Annotated in this window: 14 protein-coding genes; 2 read left to right on the top strand and 12 right to left on the bottom strand. The window is 43.4% G+C overall.

Features of this window, described 5'->3' with window-relative positions:
- Positions 1-4 precede the first annotated feature (4 nt).
- From EJ103_RS04495 to EJ103_RS04480, 4 genes are all read right to left on the bottom strand, one after another.
- On the bottom strand, positions 5-1045 hold the full coding sequence (locus EJ103_RS04495; RefSeq protein WP_126006258.1) for a sterol desaturase family protein: 1041 nt from the start codon (positions 1043-1045) through the stop codon (positions 5-7).
- A 10-nt stretch (positions 1046-1055) separates the two neighbouring features.
- A complete protein-coding gene (locus tag EJ103_RS04490; protein ID WP_126006256.1) occupies positions 1056-3290 on the bottom strand; it encodes a TonB-dependent receptor in 2235 nt (744 codons plus the stop codon).
- A gap of 8 nt (positions 3291-3298) precedes the next feature.
- Positions 3299-4573 (bottom strand): imelysin family protein, encoded by a 1275-nt coding sequence (locus EJ103_RS04485; RefSeq protein ID WP_126006253.1) that lies wholly within the window; start codon positions 4571-4573, stop codon positions 3299-3301.
- A gap of 85 nt (positions 4574-4658) precedes the next feature.
- The gene (locus EJ103_RS04480; protein ID WP_126006251.1) at positions 4659-6386 is read right to left on the bottom strand and encodes a DUF4856 domain-containing protein; all 1728 of its coding nucleotides are present in this window, start codon (positions 6384-6386) and stop codon (positions 4659-4661) included.
- Positions 6387-7260: 874 nt separating this feature from the next.
- Here EJ103_RS04480 and EJ103_RS04475 point away from each other — a divergent pair.
- Complete coding sequence (locus EJ103_RS04475) at positions 7261-7476, top strand: hypothetical protein (RefSeq protein ID WP_004587424.1); 216 nt, start codon at positions 7261-7263, stop codon at positions 7474-7476.
- An 82-nt stretch (positions 7477-7558) separates the two neighbouring features.
- Here the strand turns inward: EJ103_RS04475 and EJ103_RS04470 are convergent, their stop codons facing one another.
- Both EJ103_RS04470 and hrpB read right to left on the bottom strand, forming a co-directional pair.
- Positions 7559-8023 carry a nuclear transport factor 2 family protein gene (locus EJ103_RS04470; RefSeq protein WP_126006249.1) on the bottom strand — a complete coding sequence of 155 codons (465 nt, stop codon included), beginning with the start codon at positions 8021-8023 and terminating at the stop codon, positions 7559-7561.
- 94 nt (positions 8024-8117) lie between these two features.
- Positions 8118-10544 (bottom strand): ATP-dependent helicase HrpB, encoded by a 2427-nt coding sequence (gene hrpB, locus EJ103_RS04465; RefSeq protein WP_126006247.1) that lies wholly within the window; start codon positions 10542-10544, stop codon positions 8118-8120.
- 272 nt (positions 10545-10816) lie between these two features.
- Between hrpB and EJ103_RS04460 the strand changes: the two genes are divergently transcribed.
- Positions 10817-11014, top strand: coding sequence for a CsbD family protein (locus tag EJ103_RS04460; protein WP_002958133.1), 198 nt, complete (start codon positions 10817-10819; stop codon positions 11012-11014).
- Positions 11015-11083: 69 nt separating this feature from the next.
- Here EJ103_RS04460 and EJ103_RS04455 read toward each other — a convergent pair whose 3' ends face one another.
- From EJ103_RS04455 to metA, 6 genes are all read right to left on the bottom strand, one after another.
- A complete protein-coding gene (locus tag EJ103_RS04455; RefSeq protein ID WP_126006245.1) occupies positions 11084-13345 on the bottom strand; it encodes a molybdopterin cofactor-binding domain-containing protein in 2262 nt (753 codons plus the stop codon).
- On the bottom strand, positions 13342-13839 hold the full coding sequence (locus EJ103_RS04450) for a (2Fe-2S)-binding protein (protein WP_024034278.1): 498 nt from the start codon (positions 13837-13839) through the stop codon (positions 13342-13344). The genes EJ103_RS04455 and EJ103_RS04450 overlap by 4 nt, the downstream gene beginning before the upstream one ends.
- Before the next feature lie 185 nt (positions 13840-14024).
- Positions 14025-14780, bottom strand: a complete 756-nt coding sequence (locus EJ103_RS04445) for a hypothetical protein (RefSeq protein WP_126006243.1) — start codon at positions 14778-14780, stop codon at positions 14025-14027.
- Positions 14781-15300: 520 nt separating this feature from the next.
- On the bottom strand, positions 15301-17931 hold the full coding sequence (gene metH, locus EJ103_RS04440) for a methionine synthase (protein WP_126006241.1): 2631 nt from the start codon (positions 17929-17931) through the stop codon (positions 15301-15303).
- Between the two features lie 8 nt (positions 17932-17939).
- On the bottom strand, positions 17940-19013 hold the full coding sequence (locus tag EJ103_RS04435; RefSeq protein ID WP_126006239.1) for a homocysteine S-methyltransferase family protein: 1074 nt from the start codon (positions 19011-19013) through the stop codon (positions 17940-17942).
- Positions 19003-19950, bottom strand: a complete 948-nt coding sequence (gene metA, locus EJ103_RS04430; protein ID WP_004587433.1) for a homoserine O-succinyltransferase — start codon at positions 19948-19950, stop codon at positions 19003-19005. The genes EJ103_RS04435 and metA overlap by 11 nt, the downstream gene beginning before the upstream one ends.
- Positions 19951-19974: the final 24 nt, after the last annotated feature.

The raw sequence follows: 19974 nt of genomic DNA, 5'->3' as shown, positions 1-19974 counted from the left end.
AGCGCTATTTAACTGTTTTGTCGTTAATATTAACCTCAATAATGGGCTTTTTTTTATTAAAAACATTCACCTTATTAGCGGCTTTAGCCACACGTTGCCAAGGCGTTTGTAGGTTCTCGTAAATTGGCCGCCAATACGCATCCATTACACTGTTGTGCCCCCGGTCGTTATTGCCAACCCCTACGGTAATTTTACCTACTTGATGCGCTTTTATCAGCGTGCCACAGGCTCTATCCCAAATGGCTAACGCTGAGCCTAGGTTACGGTCAAAATGTTTTGGGTTATCGCTGTGATGAACTTGGTGCTGAGCTGGGCTAATTAACCAATTTTCTATTTTTTTACCAAAGCTCCACCATACATGTGAGTGGCGTAAATTAGCGCCTAAAGCATTAAAGGCAAATACAAATACATTAGCCCCCAAAATATCTAACATTGATAAATTTCGGCCAAAGCAATACACACAAACGCCCACCACAAAACCTTGGGCTAACGCCATTCGACAGGCATATAAATAGCTTTCAAACGGGTGGCTGCGATAAATGGTCATTGGGGTGAGCACTAACGCGCTATGATGTACCTTATGAAAATGCCACAAAAACGGCACTTTATGCAGTGCTAAATGTAATAAAAACCGTGTTAAATCATCAAATATAAACAATAAAACGGTAAAAATAACTAACACCACAGTACTTGGCAGCTGCCATACTGCGCGCTCACCAAAAAGCCATTGCAGGGCATCACTTACGCCAATTGCAACAGGCACCATAGTTAACACTATAGGCACCCACAGCGCGGCTTTAAGTAAGCGGTTTATAATTAATAATTGGTAGTCGAGCTTGGCACTTTTACTCAGCCAAATACGCTTACTAAATAAATAGCGCCCCAGCCCACGCCACGTGCGCTTTTTTTGCTGGGCACGGCCCGAGAAATACAGCAACATTGCAATCACTAACGCCGCAATGCTATAGCCAATAAAAATACGTTTATTGGCATCAAACAAATAATTTGGCGTTTGAAGAAGCGTTTGCCATATAGTCTCGAGCATAACTTACCTCTTAAAATTGATATTTGTAACCCACGGCTACGCTACGCGGTTTACCCGGGCGCGCGCCATATGGGCGACGACTAACAATGTTATCTTGGTCAAACAGATTATCTACCTTAGCGTAAATATGCCCATATTGCTCAAGCTCGTAGCGCGCAGCAATATCTAGTACTGTTGTAGCGGGTACATCGACACCTGCCAACGGTAATGAAAAATCATTCCCTGTGGTGTTGCCAAGCTCGCCAGCGGTATAAGCTACGCCAGCGGCCTCTGGCATTTCTGAGGTGTATTTTATTAATACATCAACCGACCAATCGTTATGTGCAAGGCCTAAGCTCAGCGCAGCTTGATGGTTAGGCAAGTACGGTAAATGATCGCCCGGGCGAATATGCCCCCACTGCGTAAATTCGCTAAATAGCTCTTCTTTAAACTCACTTTGCGTGTAGGTATAAGTTAAGCGTACCGGCACATCAATGTGCTTATTTAATACATAAGTGTGTGAAAATTGAGACTCAACGCCCCATACATCCACTTCCCCACCACTAAATTCGCGGTCAATTTCGTTTTCGATTCCACAATTTGACTGGCCACAGCTTTCTACTAAGTTTGAATAATCATTAAAAAAGCTCACTACTTCCACTTGGCTGTTACCGTTGTTGTAACGGCCACCAAATTCATAGTTTACGCTTTTTTCAAACTCTTCATCTCCTTCACGAACAGGGCTAGATGGGCTCGAGGGCACAAACCCTTGGTGTACACCAAAAAGTAACCCTGCATTGGCCGATAATTGGTAAAAGCCACTTAAACCAGGTAACCAAATACGGCTCGATTTATCTTGCCAATCGTTTTCTTGGCCAGGGGCGTCATTTTGATACGACATATCCATTAACTCGCCGCGCACGCCCAAACCAAGAGTTAGCTTATCAAAGGTTACTTTATCTTCAATATATAACGACCACGCATCGGTAGATTCGGTATTTTGTGTGGTAAATACACTCGCGGTGTCTGTACGGGTGTTAACCGCGTTAACCATGGCGTATGTGTCTTCAAAATGATCGCGCTCTATTTCATCTTGATGAAAACGCACCCCGAATGAGAGTGAGTGCTCTAGCCCAAACGCAGCGACTTGCCAATCACCATCAAACTGTATGCCTTGTGAGAAAAAGGCTCTGTCGTTAGTTCCCATGGTTAAAAACACATTGCTTTCACCACTTTGAACCGAATCGGCTTGGCCACTAATAACGCTGTATTCACGCTCAAAGCGTGTTGGGTCTGCCAAAATATCCGACAAACTACCACTGCTGTTAGTAACCGCGTTGAGTTTAAGCCATGCACGTTCAAAATCGTTGCTGTAGGCGCGGGTTGTAAGGGCAAAATTGTCGCTGCTAAGTTGGTGGGTAAACATCACTTGCGTATGCTTAGTGTCCATATTTGCAGGGCCACTGGCGGCATAACGGCGATACGGTGTTTGCTGGTAATCTTCTTCGGTTAACCCAAGGTAGGTTTCGTTAGAAAGCTCATCTGAATAGGCCAGCTTTAACTCAAAGCGTTGCTTAAACTGCTCGCTATTGAGTGTGTAATCTAATTTAACTAATAGATCGTCTTTTTCAAAGCCTGTGTCTTGCCCGCCATCAAGCTCTTTAAAACCGTCACTTTCTAGGTGAACGCCTTCAACTAAAAAGCCAAACTGTCCTTCGCGATTACCATAATACGCGTGCGCTTTTTTATAGCCATCGGAGCCTGCTGAAATATCAAGCATACCGCTGGCATCATCAGGCACTTGGCGCGACACTAAATTAAGCGTACCCGCCACCGTTTGCGGGCCATAATGTATGGCTGCTGGGCCTTTAAACACTTCAACTGCGGTCATGCGTGTAGTAAGCGGAAAATAATAAGCCGCCGGTGCCGAATACGGCGCAGGGCCAATTAAAACACCGTCTTCTAAAATGGTTATTTTTTTACTACGTTCAGGGGTTACGCCCCTAAAACCAATGTTAGGCCTTAGCCCAAAGCCATCTTCTTCGCGTATGTTTACCCCAGGCACCTGCGATAAAATACGATGAATATCATCAAACTCAAATTGTTCAAGTTGCGCTTCGCCAATTAAAGTAGCCGAGCCTGCTTCGGTGCGCAATTTATCGTTATGGCTAATAATTTGAATATGTTCTAATTCGTTTTTTTGCTCTGCCACTGCTTGGCAACTTACGGCCATAAGCAATGCAATTGTAAGTTTATTGTATTTCATTGTCGCCCTTAGTCGTTATCGCCTGCAGAGGTGGTAGGTAGCTCAAGTGCTAGCTCATTAATAAAGTCATTTTTTAGCTCATCGGTTAGCACTTTCACTTGCCCATGTACATCACGTACCTGTTGCTCGTTATCAATTAGTAAATCGGCCAGCGAGCTATCTATGCTATTTAAAGTGGCTTTAAGGGCTGCTATTCCTTCAACTAAACGTGTTTTAGTAGCCTGTGCTTGCTCTGCATCTAAAAAGTCATCAAAGCCAGTGCCTGCTTGCTCAGCGTCTAAATTACCCATAATTAACGCTTCAAACGCCACTAAGTTGTTACGAATATTATCTAAAGAGCTTTTCGCATCTAGGCTTTCTACATCTTCAGGGCACGCCGATGCGCCACACGAATTTGAAAAAATACCAATCGGCTCTGCTAATTTTTTATCTTTTACTATTGTGTCGATATAAAACAGTGCATCGCTAATATGATTAAGCGCTTCATGAGTTGTGCTAAAGCGAGAGCCACTTTGGCCGGTATTTTTTAATTCGTTAGCAAAACCGCTATCCCCTTGCCAAGCTTGTAATAACTGCGCTGACGAACTTAAAACATCTTCACTTGCCACCACAGCAAACTCACAACGAGCCTGACGACGCGCTAAATCTGTACGGTTATTCCAATCTGCAAGGGCGTCATTTGCCACACTACAGTGATGTGCTAATTGCTCGTTAAACAACACATGCCCAATTGCAAATAAGCCGCGGCGTGTTGCTGTTCTTTCGCTAATGGCATACGGGCGGTTTTGATCTTGGTTAATAACACCATCTTGGTTATACACCACGTCTTGGTCTATCCCACAGCGGCTAAAAGTAGGCCATGAATATATTTGGTTACGTAACTGCCCTGCGTTATCAAGAAGCGGCCCCATTTGCATCATTTCGGCTTGTTGCCAACCCGCCATGGTATCTAGCCAGGCTTGTTGTGCTTGAGCACGCAGCGCAATGGCCTCTTCAGAGCTTTCTTGTACGCTTTGTATTTCAGCTTGGCAGTAATTTGCAACGGCCTGTGTTTGTGTTCGTGCTTGTTGATTAAACAAAACAAACGTCGGTGTTATTACATTATCGACTAAGTTAGCAACGAGTTGTGCTTCATCAAACTCTGTAACCGCAGGCGTAGTAGTTTGCCCGCTATCACTACTTTGAAAATCACTACCTGTGCTACTTGAGCTACTTTCACCACACCCACTAAGGGTTAATACAGTAGCTGCAACCACAACCCCTTTTTTTGCATAATTGATCATTATTTCAACCCTAAAAACTTTGAAAATTAAACGGCAAAAGGCCAGCCCGTGGGCTGACCTTCCTTGGTGCTAAAACGGGTGGTTATTACCAGCTTTCAACGTTTTGAGCATCAAAGCCGTAAACTTCCTGCATCAAATCACGTGCCTCTACTAACTGCGCTTTGTATGCATCTGTTAGCAGTGGCGCTTCACCGAGTAATGTATGTAGCTCGGCAAATTTACCTGCGTTATCGTCGCTGTAAAAAGGTGAAAATGGGTTAAATTGAAAGTTCAGTGCAAAGCCTTTCATTTCACTAAAGTGCTTAGCTAAGTTAGCAAAATCATCAGCACTTGCCTGTGTACCTTGTACTGTATCAATGTCGGCTAATGTGTCGTTGATGTAGTGTACAACGGTGGCTGCAATTGCGTTTTCCCAATTGGCTACAGCAATATCACGCTGTGCTAATAACTGCGTTTTTTGATCATCAGTTAATGCACTTGGTGCAGCATCGTTAATAATTTTACGACCCGCAATAAACGCCGTCATTGCTGCGCTGCTAAAGTCAGTTGCTACTACCGCGCCTTTATCACGTTTAGCTGCATTGGTAGAGTTACCCCAATTGTATTCACTCGCTAAGTCAATTTTGCCATCGCCATCAATATCGGCGCTTGCGCTACCATCCGAAATAGCCTCGTCGCTAAATTCTAAATAATGACGTGCTGCGCCAAAGTAACCAAAACCTTCATCGTATTGATGCTCTAAAGTACTGTAAGTACCATCGGCTGCTGCATCGGTGTTATCTTCATCAAGCCCTTCGTCTAGGTAATCGTCAGTGCCTTGCGAGAACATTAACGCACCTAGCGTGTGCTTTTGAATAAGCTGGTTTAAATCAAGGCCACTTGTTGTGATGTATGCCGCAGTAATGTCATTACCGTTTACATCCTCAGACTGCGTACCGCTTGCAATTGCATCTACATTAGCAGCAAGTAAATCAAAGTAATGAAAAATAAGCCCTTCTGGCGTTTTTGCTTGAGTGCCGAAGTCGCTCCAACCTTCAAATGTGCCTTCTGTTAGCCAGTCTTCTTCCATTTTAGACGCATCGTTACCGGCAATTTTACCTGTTAAGGTTTTGCCTGAACTCGAAATTTCTGCAAACGACTGTTGCAATGTAGTTGTGCCATCAATAAACAAAAAGCTGTTATCTTTTACGGCTTCGTAATCGCTCCAATAAGCCATTAACTGCGCTTTAACGGCATCGCCCGTTAAGCCTTCGCTTTCAATGTAATCAACACTTAATAAGCTTATGTAAGCTTTAATTTGCGCCGAAAGTGCATGACGAGCCACTTGGCCTGTGTAACTTACCGCAGAATTACTAGCATTAACTGTTGAGGCAAATTCGTAAACGTTTACGCCATCTTGCGCTTCAATATCAGTTACAGATACGCTCAGTGTTTGTGTAAAACTTAAATCGCCAGCATCGGTTGCAGTTACTGTTACATCAACTGTTTCTACTTGCTCAGCATTAAGCGCTAATGTGCTTTTAAGCGTTAGCTCATTACTGTCATTAATTTCAAAATACTGTTCATCATCAGAAAGTGTAAATACCATGCCTGTTGCATCGTCATCGGTTGCACTTAAAGTACCGACTACTGCGCCTACTACATCTTCTGTTACAGCCGCTGTTGATAAGCTAATAGCGGTAGGTGCCGAATTAGTCACTGTTGGAGTAGTTGGTGTTTCGGTGCTATCGCTAGAGCTTGAGCCGCCACACGCAGTTAAACCCATAGTTGCAGTAATTACTGCACTAGCAAGGAGAGATTTACGCAAATTCATGTTGAATCCTAATATTGTATGTGAATCATTCTTATTTGTAATAGCGACTATTCTAATTACAAATACCTAACAATCAACCTAAATGTTGCTTTTTTGTTTTATTTTTAAAATAGTTTTAGTTTTTAAAACAAAGGGAGATCGGCAAAAATACTATTTAACATAGCTAAACAACACGTAAATCCCTTAGCAAAACATTCGCTGCATAAAGAAAATATACTCATTAAAGTAACTTACTATCAAAAACTTATAACAATGCTTGGTTTGTACTAGATAAGTATTTTTAGAAAGGAACACTGCGCCTTAAAGCAAAGTGCGAACATTACGTAAAAATAAAATCACATTAACTTTTTAGATATAAAAGCTATTTGTAATAATTATTATTTATTTTAAAAACGCACCACTTATAGCGTTTAAGTGTGGTTTTTTGCTTCACTTACTGTTTTAGAGGCTTATATCAGTGTATTGATTAAAGGTATACTAGGGCGTGTTGACCTTGGCGGATAGAAATTTGTTCAATCTAGGGGCGATTAAATCGCGGCGCGTGGTTTGTAACTTAGTAGGCTCGATAACGGCTTCTGCGTTATTTTAATGACTTACATCCATGTAAGAATGAGTAAAACCAATAAATAAGAGTTTATCACCCTAGAAAGAACCCAACGGGCAGCCCATGTTTGGCTCTTATGCTGCGTTATCGCCTATTTATGGGGAATAACCAAGCTTCATAAGCTCTGCCTTGCCCAAAAACCAAACATACGGCCGCAAATTCAACCACAAAAATCAACACACCCAAGAGATTATGAGGGGAGGTAATGCATTAAATAGTGTAATTTTACTACTCACTTTTAGCTAAGCCATACAATAACAGAGCCTTTTTATGAAAACAGAAATTCGCTACCGCTTTGAAACCTCGCAAGTTGCTAACCGCTTTGTGCATGTACTAAAAGATTGGCCCGTAAACCAAGTTAAAACTCGCCTATTTAATGGCGGCGACAGTGTAAAAGTCACTTACGAGTATGATGAAAGCGGGTTTGATTACACCTCTGCCGAGCTAGATGATTTAGCAGAGCAACACGGTGGTAAAGAAGTTTAAACACATAACAACAAAAAGCTATTACAGCCCAATTAGCCATTAACTTTGCTTTAATGGCTAGCGCGTTTTATCACTTTACGTTTTATTCGTGATATTTACGGATCATCGCCACTTTACCGTTTTCAACTTCTATTACTTCCATCATTACTGATGTGTACTCGATTGGCTGCTTACTTTGCGGATGGATGCCCTTAGCGTGGTTTTTATAACGAATCGCAAAGCCGCTATCGTTAAATACAAAGGTATTAAGCAGCTCGCTTTCGTATAAGGTGTGCGCGCCTAAATAAAAACGCATGCCCTTACGCATTAGTTTTTTACCCTCTGCAGTGCGAGAGTCATCTACTTGATACGGTATGTGCTGGCTGCCTACATCGTCTGTTAATAAATTAAGGTAAGCTTCAAGCTCTTTTTCACTTGCGTTAGGCGCTTGCGTGGCGGTCATTGTGTTGTAGTAATGCTGTGCAAATTTGTTTAAGTCCAGTGCCTTTTCAGCATTAACCGAAAAGGCACTCACTAATAGCAAAGCTAATGTAAATAGTCGTTTCATCACTTCTTCCTTGTAATTAAAAGTATTGATTTATTTATAGGTACACTATATTCACATGTTCAAAAATAAAACAAATATTTTTAAGTTAATAAACCTACATTTTGCTTTTTACTCTATTGGTTGCCACGCTGTTGGCTGGATCTTCGGGCCAAAAATGCTTGGGATAACGTCCTTTCATTTCTTTTTGTACATCGCGATAACTACTAGCCCAAAAGTGCGCAAGATCTTGCGTAAGCTGTAATGAACGCTTACCTGGTGAGAGTAATTCCATAAGCAGTGGCAGCTTGCCATTTGCAAGCATTGGCGTACTTGTTAAACCATACACTTCTTGCATGCGCACGCTAAGTTTTGCGGGGCCATCTAGCTGGTAATTAATTTTTATATTTGAGCCACTCGGTACCGTTAACCTAAGCGGTAACAGTGTTTTTAGGGCTGTTTGCTGTGTCCAGTCAAAACAATTTTGCAGTGCTTCAAAGTAGTTAAACTTTTTAAGCTGCTCCAGCGTTTTTATATCCTGTAAATATACGCCTAACCAATCATCAGCTGTTTCGATAAGTTGCTGCTCGCTTATTGCCGGGAACGTATCTGGCATAAACTGACTGGCTAAACTCATGCGTATTAATAATTGCTGCGCATCGGGTTGTTCATTAAATAATGCAAAACCATGCTTGGTAAATAAATTAAGCCACGCTTTGGCGCGCTCGGTTTTATCAAGCTTTTGCTTACTTGGTTGGCTTCTAAGGGTAATGGCGCCGAGCTTTACTTCGTCTTGATGGATAAAGCGCGCGGTTTTTTCATCAAACTCACAGCGGGTAAGCGTAGTAAACAAATGCGGTAAGTAATCTTGTAGCTCAAATGGGCTAAGTGCGGTGGCTGCAAAAATACGCGTGCCTTTATGGCCGCCCATGCTTGCAATAGCAAGGTAGTCATCGTTATGCCAGTAATCGGTGTTTAAATCAGCGCCCGCACCATTGGCAAGTAAGTAGCCATTGCCGCGTTTTTTTGCAATGCGATCGGGGTAAGCTAATGCCACCAGGAAACCTAAATACTCGGTGTTTAGCTCGCTGTTACTGTCGGTTACTTTTAAACGGCTTTGCCAGTATTTTAACTGCTGCTTAAATACTGGGTGTGGCCTTTGTTGTTGGCTATGTAGCGCCAAGCTTAGCTCGTTGGCGCTGTTTATTCGGCTCTCAAGCAGCGCCACTAAATAAAGTGCTAAACGGTAAATACCAGGGAGTTCTGCCTCAAGCGCTTGCGCTTTTAAAAGCATATGCGCTAAGCGAATATCCGCCCCAAAACCCAGCATGTTGCTGCCCAATTTAGTGAGCTTACCTTTGGAGTCGATTGCTTCAAGCATGGTTAGTAAGTTTGCCGCTTGCGTACATTGCTGCGCTGTTGGCGTATCAAGTAAGGTGAGTTCGCTAATACTTGCGCCCCACTGTTTTGCCTCCAGCATAAGTTGGCTTATGTCTGAGGTGAGTATTTCTGGGCTATCGTGGCTATTACGTCGCTCAAATGTTTGCTTTGAGCCAAGCCTGTAAACAACCCCTGGCTCTATTCGCCCTGCACGCCCTGCTCGCTGCACAGCAGAGGAGCGCGATATACTTTGTGTTGTAAGCTCAGTTACGCCTGTTTTCAAGTTATAGCTCGCCGCGCGGCGTTTGCCGCTATCAATAACAATGCGAATGCCTTCAATGGTTAAACTAGTTTCGGCTACATTGGTGGTAAGCACAACTTTGCGCATACCTTTAGGCGCAGGGGCAATCGCCGCTTGCTGATTGGCTTTATCTTGCTCGCCAAACAATGTGGCAACTAAGCAATTACTTGGCAAATCATTAAGGGCCTGCTGCACACGTACTATTTCAAACTGCCCAGGCAAAAACACCAACGCACTACCGCTTTGCTCGTTTAGTGCTTGTTTTATTAAAGAGGGAATAGCATCTAACCAGCGGCTCTCATCTTTTATTGGTATGTACACTTCGTCAATGGGGTAACTACGCCCGCTTGATTGTATAACCGGGCAATCAAAAAATTGCGTATAGCGCTCGGTATCAAGGGTGGCCGACATAAGTAGTATGGTTAAATCGTCGCGCAGCGCACTTTGGGTCTCTAAAGCAAAGGCCAGTGAAGTGTCGGCTGCAATTGAGCGCTCATGAAATTCATCAAATATCAGTAAATCTATATCGCTTAATTCGGGGTCGTTTTGTAGCATGCGGGTAAGCATGCCCTCGGTGACTATTTCAAGGCGCGTATGGCTACTTACTTTGCTTTCACCACGTACTCGCAAACCAACACTCTGCCCCACTTTTTCGTTTTGGCACTGTGCTAAGTAATTGGCAATATTACGTGCAGCTAAGCGGCGCGGCTCAAGCATTACAATACGTTTAAAATGGCCGTCGCGCATAAGCTGTAGCGGCAACCAGGTTGATTTACCCGCACCAGGCGGTGCTTGTAATAACGTTATGGGGTTACTTTGTAATGTAGTTAGAAGTTGTTGATATATGTTTTGAACCGGCAGCACTGCTATTTACCCAAAATTGCTTTGTGTGCATTGTAACAAAAACCAAAAATAAACGCGCCGCAAAAGCAGATGAGTTTACGCGTATCCATAATCAGAAATAATTACAGACCGCTCTGTACATTTTTTAAGAACATACGCGCTGCAATAAAAGTAACGCCTCGCTTAAATATATAAATTAATGATTATAAAAACAAAATAAAAATTTGACTGGTTGGTACACGCTTTGCTCCTTTTATACTGAACGTTATTTAAAACTAAGTAAGGAGATACTTATGAACAGCGATCGTATGAAAGGTAATTGGAACGAACTTAAAGGTAAGGCGCAACAAAAATGGGGCGATCTTACTGACGACGATTTAGACAAAATTGAAGGTAGCCGTACAGAGCTAGTGGGTAAAATCCAGCAACAGTACGGTAAATCTAAAGAAGAAGCAGAGCGTGAAGTAGATGAGTTTGAAAAAACTCACTAATCGCTAACTTCTAAAAAAACCGCCATTTGGCGGTTTTTTTGTTTAACGGCTTAAATAAAAGTACGTTATTTACGCTTTTAATTGATTACCTATAGGCAGTTGCCTAATGCGTTTACCACAAGCGGCAAAAATAGCGTTACACAATGCAGGGGCGTAAACCGGTGTTGCGGGCTCGCCTACACCTGCTGGTGGTGCATCGCTTTGTATTATTTCTACTTCTACGTCTAGTGGTGAGTCGCTCATACGCGGTACGCGATAATCATGAAAGTTACTTTGCTGTACTCGGCCTTTATCAAAAGTAATACCGTCGCTAATTGCGGTTGTAATACCGTAAATAGAGCCACCTTGCGTTTGATTTTTAACGGTATCGGTGTTTACAACCGTACCCGCATCAATAGCGACCCACGATTTAATCACGTTTAAATCACCAGCATCCGATACCTCTACCTCAACCACAGTAGCCACATACGTTAAAAAGCTGCGGTGCGCAGCAATGCCTAACCCGCGACCTTTTGGCAGCTTTCGGCCCCATTTACTTATCTCAGCCACTTTTTCAATAACATGGCGTAATTTACCAATATCTAATGGATAAACGTCTTTATCGGCGCCATAGTTATCGTACGAGGCATTTTGCTCGGTTACATCTAAAATGCGATCAGGGCCTATGGTTTCAAGTAAATAGTCTTTTTGGTCGCGCCCTGCTTTGTGCGCCGCTTCAGCAATAAATGACTGAATAGCAAAAGCATGAAAAATATTTGATACCGAGCGCATCCAGCCCACTCTTGTTTTAGCGGGTGCTTCGCCGTTTTCTAGCTTTAAGTTAGGTGAGTTTATAGGGTTATCGGTAAAGCCTAAGCGCAGCTCAAAACCTGCAGGCGACGTTGCCCCTTCTTTAAACGTTGACATAATTGGCGAAAACGCCGTACGATGTAAGTAAGCCTCGATATTACCTTTTTCATTGAGTGACGCTTCAATATGTTGAGCCGATACCGCATGATAAAAACTGTGCTGAATATCATCCTCTCGCGTCCATTGTACGCGAATAGGTTGCCCTACTTTCATTGAAATGTAGGCGGCCTCTGCTGAAAAATCAGGTTTTGATTTACGCCCAAACCCGCCACCTAACATGGTGACATGCACGTTAATTTGGCTCTCTTCCATACCAAGTAACGCAGCTACGGTTTTCATATCAGCTTGCGGGTTTTGCGTTGCAGCCCATATATCAACGCGGTCTTTATGATACATCGCTGTAGCACAAGGTGGTTCCATTGGTGCTTGAGCTAGGTGCGGCGCGTAGTAATCGGCTACAAGTTTATTGCTCGATTTAGCCAATACGCTTGCTGCATCGCCTTTTTCGCGCACATGAGCTTGCGGCTCATTAACGGTTTGTAATAACGACTTTTTAAAGCTCTCTGAATTATAATCGCCGTTTTTACCATCATCCCACACCACTTTTAGTGCTTTACGCGCCTGCCATGCTGCCCAGGTATTTTTAGCAACAATAGCAATGCCGCCTTTTGGCTGAAATTGCGGCGCACCTTTTGGTACAGGCATTTCAATAACATCAACTACGCCATTAATTGCTTTAGCGGCGCTGGCATCAAACGATTTAACCACACCACCTACTACCGGCGGGCGCTCAATCATAGCCACCAGCGCTTTTGGCTCGCGAACATCAGCAGCAAATGTGGCTTTACCGTTTACTAAATCGGTTAAATCTATGTGCGCCATACCGGTATTTATATAACGCCATTCTTTACGTGTTTTAAGTGTTAACTTGTCAGGCTCTGGCGGGGTAATACCAAGTGCGAGGTCGATTAAGTCTTTATAGGCAACCGTTTTACCCGAGCTGTGGGTAACCACGTGCTGATTAGCTGTACAGGTTTGCGGCTCAACGTTCCAATATTTAGCAGCTGCGTGCTGCATCATATAACGTACGCTTGCCCCCATTTCGCGTAGGCGTTGCATGTTGTAGCGAATACTGCGCGAGCCATCGGTATTTTGATCCCCATATTTAGGGTCGCCCTTACCTTGAATAACAACCACTTTATCCCACGCGGCTTCCATTTCGTCTGCCACAATTTGGGCAATGGCGGTACGAATTTGTTGGCCCATTTCAGAGCGGTGACAGGTTATTTCAACCATGCCATCGGGGCGTAGCGCTATAAATAAGTTGGCACGTTTTGCTTGCTCAGACGGTTGTTCTAACACGCCTGCAAACGCTTTTGGTGCACTGCCTACAAAATAAGTGCCTAATACTAATGCGCCTATTGCGCTGGTTTTTAAAAATTGGCGGCGGTTTAGGTCAAAGTATGTATTGTCGTTTTTCATACCTCTTCCCCTTGTTCATTTGGGTCAAAATACTCAACGCCCGCAATGGTTTTAGCCGCCGACTTAATCGCTTTATGAATACGCGGATACGTGCCACAACGGCAAATATTGCCCGACATATTACTCACTATTTCATCATCAGTGGGGTTGGGGTTAGCGGCTAATAAGCTTGCCGCTTGCATTATTTGCCCGCACTGACAAAACCCGCACTGCGGCACTTTATGCTCAACCCAGGCTTTTTGTACGGGGTGGTCGCCTTGCTCGCTTAACCCTTCAATAGAGGTAATAGCACGCCCTGCCACAGCCGATACCGGTAATATGCACGAGCGCTGCGCTACGCCATCAATGTGTATGGTGCACGCACCACACTGCGCCATACCACAGCCAAATTTAGGCCCGGTTAAATTTAATTCATCTCGAAGATACCAAAGCACCGGCGTTGACGGATCGCCTGTAAACTCATGTTTATTACCATTAACGGTAAGCGTGATCATATTTAACTCCTTGGCAAAGCGCTTTAAAGGAATGCCTTGTTGCGCGAGAACGGTTTGAATACTTGCTACTTTTTTAGCCTACCACTTAGGATTGGTTTATTGAAATTTTTATCGACGAACCGCCAACTTATAGCTGTTATTAAGTGGCAGATTTATTGGATAGAGATAAGAAGGGTTTACTGATTCTACTTAGCACTTATAACTGATTCTTTTAATAACTGCTCATCATTTTTATATACTTCAAGCCAACCAGGTGGCGATGTATCGCAGCCAATAATAGTAACGTGTAATATGTAACTATAGCGTCCGTTTTTAAACGTATAATGATGATTCCCGCCGCTACCCTCAAAGGTAATATCACCGTTTAATAAAACCAGTTCAGGCTTGTCCTTTGGCCTTTTATCACTACTCCACACTGCATAACGGTAATTTCTATCACCTAAATCATCAACGCGAATATGGTAGCTAGCCGTTTTCCAATCAAGCACTGGCTCTTCAAATGTATTAATACTTGAATGAAGTGATTGCTTGTCTTGTTCAATTAAGCGTTTAGCAAATGCCTGCTCTTTAGCTGTGTGGCTATTTATACCGATAATTTTACCGTCAGTATTAACCCATACCACGCCGTTATTTAGCATAATGCCACGCCAACCAACTTTATCCCAATCGGTATTAATATTAGAGCTGCCAATAACGGCAACTAGCTCATCGTCAAACACTTCATCAAAGCGGTTAACAAACTCAGCTTCATTTTTAATGTCAGGCAATGGATATTGCCTTTTTAGAGGGTAGCGAATATGCGCAGCAATCGCAGTTTTATCCTGCGTTTTAAAAGCAGCAATAACAGGTAAAACACTCTCGTGATACTTTTGCTCAAGCGCAAATGTGTTCGATGTGAAAAATAGGGATAGGCAAAGCAATATGTAATTTAGATACTTCATTAATAGTCCTTAAGTTTAAAGTACCTGTACAACTTTATGAGAGTTAATATTAGTGAAAAGCCGCTTTAAAACATTCTAAAAATAACTACTCAAGCAAAAAACAATTTAAAAGTAGTTTATTTCAGTTTTTTTAAAAAAAATAATCTTTTCCTCCAGTAATTCCCAGCATAATACCCAAAGAACCCAGTATAATAAAAACGCCTACCAGATGAAAAATTAAATACAACAGAAACAACAACTTATAAAATTTGACCAATTGAATTTCTGAACATACTATTAACTCAACAATAACTGAGGAGAAGTATTATGCGTGAGTTTACAGAATTATTTTTACTACTTACTATCACTCTTGAAAGGGTAATTAGAGTTATCAAACTATTAAAAAGCAATGGTAAATAACTGACATTAATCGAACCTTACAATTTTATACTATTAATTAATAAGCTAATAAAAAACGAGCCAAATTAGGCTCGTTTTTCTTTTACTGATAGCTGACAGCTAAAAACTGACCGCTGCTCTTTTACTCTGGCTCATACCCCAAATTAGGCGATAGCCACCTTTCAGCCTCTTCGAGCGTCATATTAGTTCGCTTGGCGTAATCTTCTACCTGATCCTTTTGCACAGCGGCTACGGCGTAATATTTTGCCTCTGGGTGTGAGAAATACCAGCCCGAAACCGCAGCCCCTGGCCACATGGCGTATGAGCTGGTGAGCTGCATGCCAATGCGTTTTTCGGTATCGAGCAACTGCCAAATTTTCTTTTTCTCGGTGTGCTCTGGGCACGCTGGGTAACCTGGCGCTGGGCGAATACCTTGGTAGTTTTCGCGAATTAGCTCATCGTTACTTAAGTTTTCATCGGCTGCGTAACCCCAATACTCTTTGCGCACTTGTTCGTGCAAGTATTCTGCAAACGCCTCGGCAAGCCTGTCGGCAACCGCTTTTACCATTATTTTATTGTAGTCGTCTTGCTGTGCGTCGAACGCGTCGGCTAGGTCGTCTTCTTCTAAACCGCCCGTTACTGCAAACGCGCCAAAGTAATCTGGTGTGCCTTTTGGCGCAATGTAGTCGGCTAAACAATAGTTAGCAAAGTCGGTTTTTTCGGTTTGCTGGCGTAAATGGCATGAGGTAGTTAACAGCTCTTTGCGGGTTTCGTCGGTGTAAATTTCTATGTCATCACCCACGCGGTTTGCAGGGAATAAACCAATTACACCTAAAGGTTGCAAAGCACCTGACTTTTCAAGGTCGTCGAGCATGTCGTTAGCGTCTTTAAATAAGCTACGTGCTTGCTCACCAACGACTTCGTCATCCATTATGCGCGGGTATTTACCAGCGATTGACCACGTCATAAAGTACGGGGTCCAATCTATGTATTTACGTAAAGTCGCAATTGATACATTTTTAAATTCGGTCACGCCCAGCTTTTTAGGCACCGGTGGCGTGTAGTTATCCCAATCAAGCTTGGCTGCGTTATCGCGGGCACGCTGTATGGTAACTGGTTTTGAACGTGGCTTTTTGCGCGCTTGTTGCTCGCGTACTTTTTCGTACTCGGCTTTAGTTTTTTCTAAAAAGGCCGGTTTTAGCTCTTTAGATAATAAGCTTGATACCACGCCCACCGCACGGCTGGCGTTATTTACATACACTACGCCTTTGTCGTACTGCGGCTCAATTTTAACGGCAGTATGCGCTTTAGAGGTCGTAGCGCCGCCAATCATAAGTGGTAATTCAAAACCTCGGCGGGTCATTTCTTTGGCTACGTGTACCATTTCATCAAGCGATGGGGTAATTAAACCCGAAAGGCCGATTATGTCGGCTTTTTCGTCAATCGCGGTTTGCAGTATTTTTTCGGCAGGTACCATTACGCCTAAGTCGATTACTTCGTAGTTATTACATTGCAGTACTACGCCTACAATGTTTTTACCTATGTCGTGCACGTCGCCTTTTACGGTGGCCATAACCACTTTACCGTTAGTGGCACCTTCTTCTTTTTCAGCTTCTATGTATGGGTCTAGGTAGGCCACTGCGCGTTTCATTACACGGGCCGATTTAACAACTTGCGGTAAAAACATTTTACCTGCGCCAAATAAATCCCCTACCACGTTCATGCCATCCATTAATGGCCCTTCAATTACGTGAATAGGTTTATCGGCAGCTGCGCGGCATTCTTCGGTATCTTCATCTATAAATGTGGTAATGCCTTTAACAAGGGCGTGCTCTAGGCGTTTTTCAACAGGCCATGTGCGCCATTCTAAATCTTCTACGCGTTCGGCTTGTGCCATACCCGAAAACTTAGGGGCTATTTCTACAAGGCGCTCACCTGCACCGGGGTCGGTGTTAAGGATTACATCTTCTACGGCTTTACGAAGTTCCTCGGGGATGTCGTCGTAAACCGCAAGTTGCCCTGCGTTTACAATACCCATATCCATACCCGCTTTTATCGCATGGTATAAAAACACTGAGTGAATGGCTTCGCGTACGGGGTTATTACCTCTAAACGAAAACGAGACATTAGACACCCCGCCCGACACTTTACAGTGCGGTAAGTTTTGCTTAATGCGGCGTGTGCCTTCAATAAATTCTACGGCGTAGTTGTCGTGCTCTTCTATACCGGTGGCTACGGCAAATATATTGGGGTCGAATATTATATCTTCCGGCGGAAAACCAATCTCTTCGACTAATATTTTGTAGCTGCGCTCACAGATTTCGTATTTGCGGTCTGCGGTGTCGGCTTGGCCGTCGGTATCAAACGCCATTACAACAGCGGCAGCGCCGAAACGTTTAATAATTTTAGCTTGGCGTTTAAACGGCTCCTCCCCTTCTTTAAGCGATATTGAATTAACAATAGCCTTGCCTTGAATACATTTAAGGCCTGCTTCTATTACTTCCCATTTAGAGGAGTCAACCATAATGGGCACTTTAGAAATATCAGGCTCTGAGGCAATTAAGTTTAAAAACTTAACCATTGCCGCTTTTGAGTCCAACATGGCTTCGTCCATGTTTATATCAATAACTTGGGCGCCGTTTTCTACTTGCTCGCGGGCAACATTCAGGGCGGTCTCGTAATCTTCTTCCATGATTAAGCGTTTAAACATGGCAGAGCCGGTTACGTTGGTACGCTCGCCAACATTGGTAAATACTGCAATTTGCTGGGTCATGTTGGCTCCTAGTTTAAGTTACAGGCTTCAAGGCCTGATAAACGCATGCGAACATCAAGCTCTGGCAACGCGCGAGGTTTAACGCCTTCAAGCCCATTGGCAAACGCACGAATATGCGCAGGCGTGGTGCCGCAGCAACCACCAACAATATTTATGAAGCCCGATTTGCCCCAGTCTATAATCTCTTTCGCCATGTCCTCTGCTTCTAGGTCGTACTCACCAAACTCATTCGGTAAACCTGCATTTGGGTGTACTGAGGTAAATGTTTCGCATACGCGCGAAAGTTCCTCTACGTATTGGCGAAGTAAATCTGGCCCTAGAGCGCAGTTAAGGCCTATAGAAAGCGGCTTAATATGGCGAATAGAGTTATAAAATGCTTCGGTGGTTTGCCCCGAAAGCGTACGCCCAGAGGCATCGGTAATTGTGCCTGAGATCATTACAGGTAATGTGCGCCCTGCTTGCTCAAACGCTTCTTCTACTGCGAATGAGGCCGCTTTTGCATTTAGCGTGTCGAAAATGGTTTCGATAAGTATTAAATCGGCGCCGCCTTCCATTAATGCAAGGGTAGACTCAACATACGCAGTAACCAGCTTATCAAAGGTAATATTACGATAGCCTGGGTCGTTTACATCTGGCGAAATTGAGCAGGTTTTAGAGGTTGGCCCTAACACACCGGCTACGTAGCGTGGTTTTTCTGGGTTTTTAGCGGTGAACTCGTCACATATTGCGCGTGCGAGTTTTGCCGACTCTAGGTTTACTTCACGGCTTATGCTTGCCATGTCGTAATCTTCCATCGAAATGGTGGTTGAGTTAAAGGTATTGGTTTCAATAATGTCTGCACCGGCGGCTAAAAAGCTGCGGTGTATATCGGCAATTAACTCAGGTTTTGTAAGGCTTAATAAATCGTTATTGCCTTTAATTAGTACGTGCCAGTCTTTAAAGCGCTCGCCTCGGTAGTCTTCTTCTTCAAGCTTGTGAGTTTGGATCATGGTGCCCATGGCGCCATCTAAAATTAAAATACGCTCTTTTAATGCAGCGCTTAATTCGCTGTGTTTATTATTGTTTTGCACGTTATTCGGCATAGTTGTTAGTCCTCACATCTTGGCTAACTAAATTAATATCATAAGGGGTCGTTTGGTACACGTAGTAATTTAACCAGTTCGAAAACAGCAAAAAGGCATGGCTTTGCCACGTTTTTGACGGCTTTTTGCTTGCGTCGTTATCTGGAAAATAGTTTTCGGGTTTTGGCGCATCAGGGCTTTTTTGTAAGTCTCGCTCGTACTCTGCTTTTAGTGTGTCGGCATCGTATTCTGGGTGGCCGGTTATAAACACTTGGCTGCCCGACTTATTTTTCATTAAGTAAGCGCCTACTTTTTCTGAGCCAGCCAGCACGACTATATCGTCGCAGGCATTTATTTTATTTATATCTATGTGGCCATAACGTGAGTGCGGCACTAAAAAGGTGTCGTCAAAGCCACGAGTAAGTGCCCCGTGATCAAAGTAACACTGGTGAGTAAACACACCACAAAGTTTATCTTCTTTTAAATCGCGTTTTAAATTGTAACGGTGATACAGCGCCGCATGCGCCGCCCAGCACGAAAACAGCGTAGAGGTAACGTGCTGCTCTGCCCAATCAATAATCACTTTTAGCTCATCCCAGTACGCAACATCGTCGTATTCAAGGTGTGCGAGTGGCGCGCCGGTAACAATTAGCGCATCGTAGTTATTGTCTTTCACTTCTGAAAAATAACGGTAAAAGGTATCTAGGTGCTCTTCTGAGTTGCTACTGCTGCGGTGCGTATCTAGGCGCAATAACTCTACATTTACTTGCAAAGGAGAATTGGCAAGCAAACGAATAAACTGCACTTCGGTTTCTACTTTATTAGGCATTAAATTTAAAATAGCCAAACGCATAGGACGAATTTCTTGCGTTTTTGCGCGACTTTTTGGCATTACAAACACGTTTTCTTCACGTAAACGGGCAATAGCCGGTAGCTCGTCTTTCACTGTAATTGGCATATTTTTTACTCCTACTCATAAAAA

This window comes from Pseudoalteromonas sp. Xi13 (genome assembly GCF_003952205.1).
In the GTDB taxonomy this organism is placed as follows: Bacteria; Pseudomonadota; Gammaproteobacteria; order Enterobacterales; family Alteromonadaceae; genus Pseudoalteromonas; species Pseudoalteromonas atlantica.
Note: the sequence above shows the minus strand (reverse complement) of the source record. Positions and strands in the feature narration are given on the sequence as shown.

What these genes read in the sequence shown, in the direction of transcription:
- EJ103_RS04485 (WP_126006253.1), bottom strand. Translation starts at nt 4,573, where the DNA reads ATGATCAATTATGCAAAAAAAGGGGTTGTGGTTGCAGCTACTGTATTA.
- EJ103_RS04460 (WP_002958133.1), top strand. Translation starts at nt 10,817, where the DNA reads ATGAACAGCGATCGTATGAAAGGTAATTGGAACGAACTTAAAGGTAAG.
- EJ103_RS04445 (WP_126006243.1), bottom strand. Translation starts at nt 14,780, where the DNA reads ATGAAGTATCTAAATTACATATTGCTTTGCCTATCCCTATTTTTCACA.
- EJ103_RS04435 (WP_126006239.1), bottom strand. Translation starts at nt 19,013, where the DNA reads ATGCCGAATAACGTGCAAAACAATAATAAACACAGCGAATTAAGCGCT.
- EJ103_RS04495 (WP_126006258.1), bottom strand. Translation starts at nt 1,045, where the DNA reads ATGCTCGAGACTATATGGCAAACGCTTCTTCAAACGCCAAATTATTTG.
- EJ103_RS04480 (WP_126006251.1), bottom strand. Translation starts at nt 6,386, where the DNA reads ATGAATTTGCGTAAATCTCTCCTTGCTAGTGCAGTAATTACTGCAACT.
- EJ103_RS04470 (WP_126006249.1), bottom strand. Translation starts at nt 8,023, where the DNA reads ATGAAACGACTATTTACATTAGCTTTGCTATTAGTGAGTGCCTTTTCG.
- metH (WP_126006241.1), bottom strand. Translation starts at nt 17,931, where the DNA reads ATGACCCAGCAAATTGCAGTATTTACCAATGTTGGCGAGCGTACCAAC.
- EJ103_RS04475 (WP_004587424.1), top strand. Translation starts at nt 7,261, where the DNA reads ATGAAAACAGAAATTCGCTACCGCTTTGAAACCTCGCAAGTTGCTAAC.
- EJ103_RS04455 (WP_126006245.1), bottom strand. Translation starts at nt 13,345, where the DNA reads ATGAAAAACGACAATACATACTTTGACCTAAACCGCCGCCAATTTTTA.
- EJ103_RS04490 (WP_126006256.1), bottom strand. Translation starts at nt 3,290, where the DNA reads ATGAAATACAATAAACTTACAATTGCATTGCTTATGGCCGTAAGTTGC.
- metA (WP_004587433.1), bottom strand. Translation starts at nt 19,950, where the DNA reads ATGCCAATTACAGTGAAAGACGAGCTACCGGCTATTGCCCGTTTACGT.
- EJ103_RS04450 (WP_024034278.1), bottom strand. Translation starts at nt 13,839, where the DNA reads ATGATCACGCTTACCGTTAATGGTAATAAACATGAGTTTACAGGCGAT.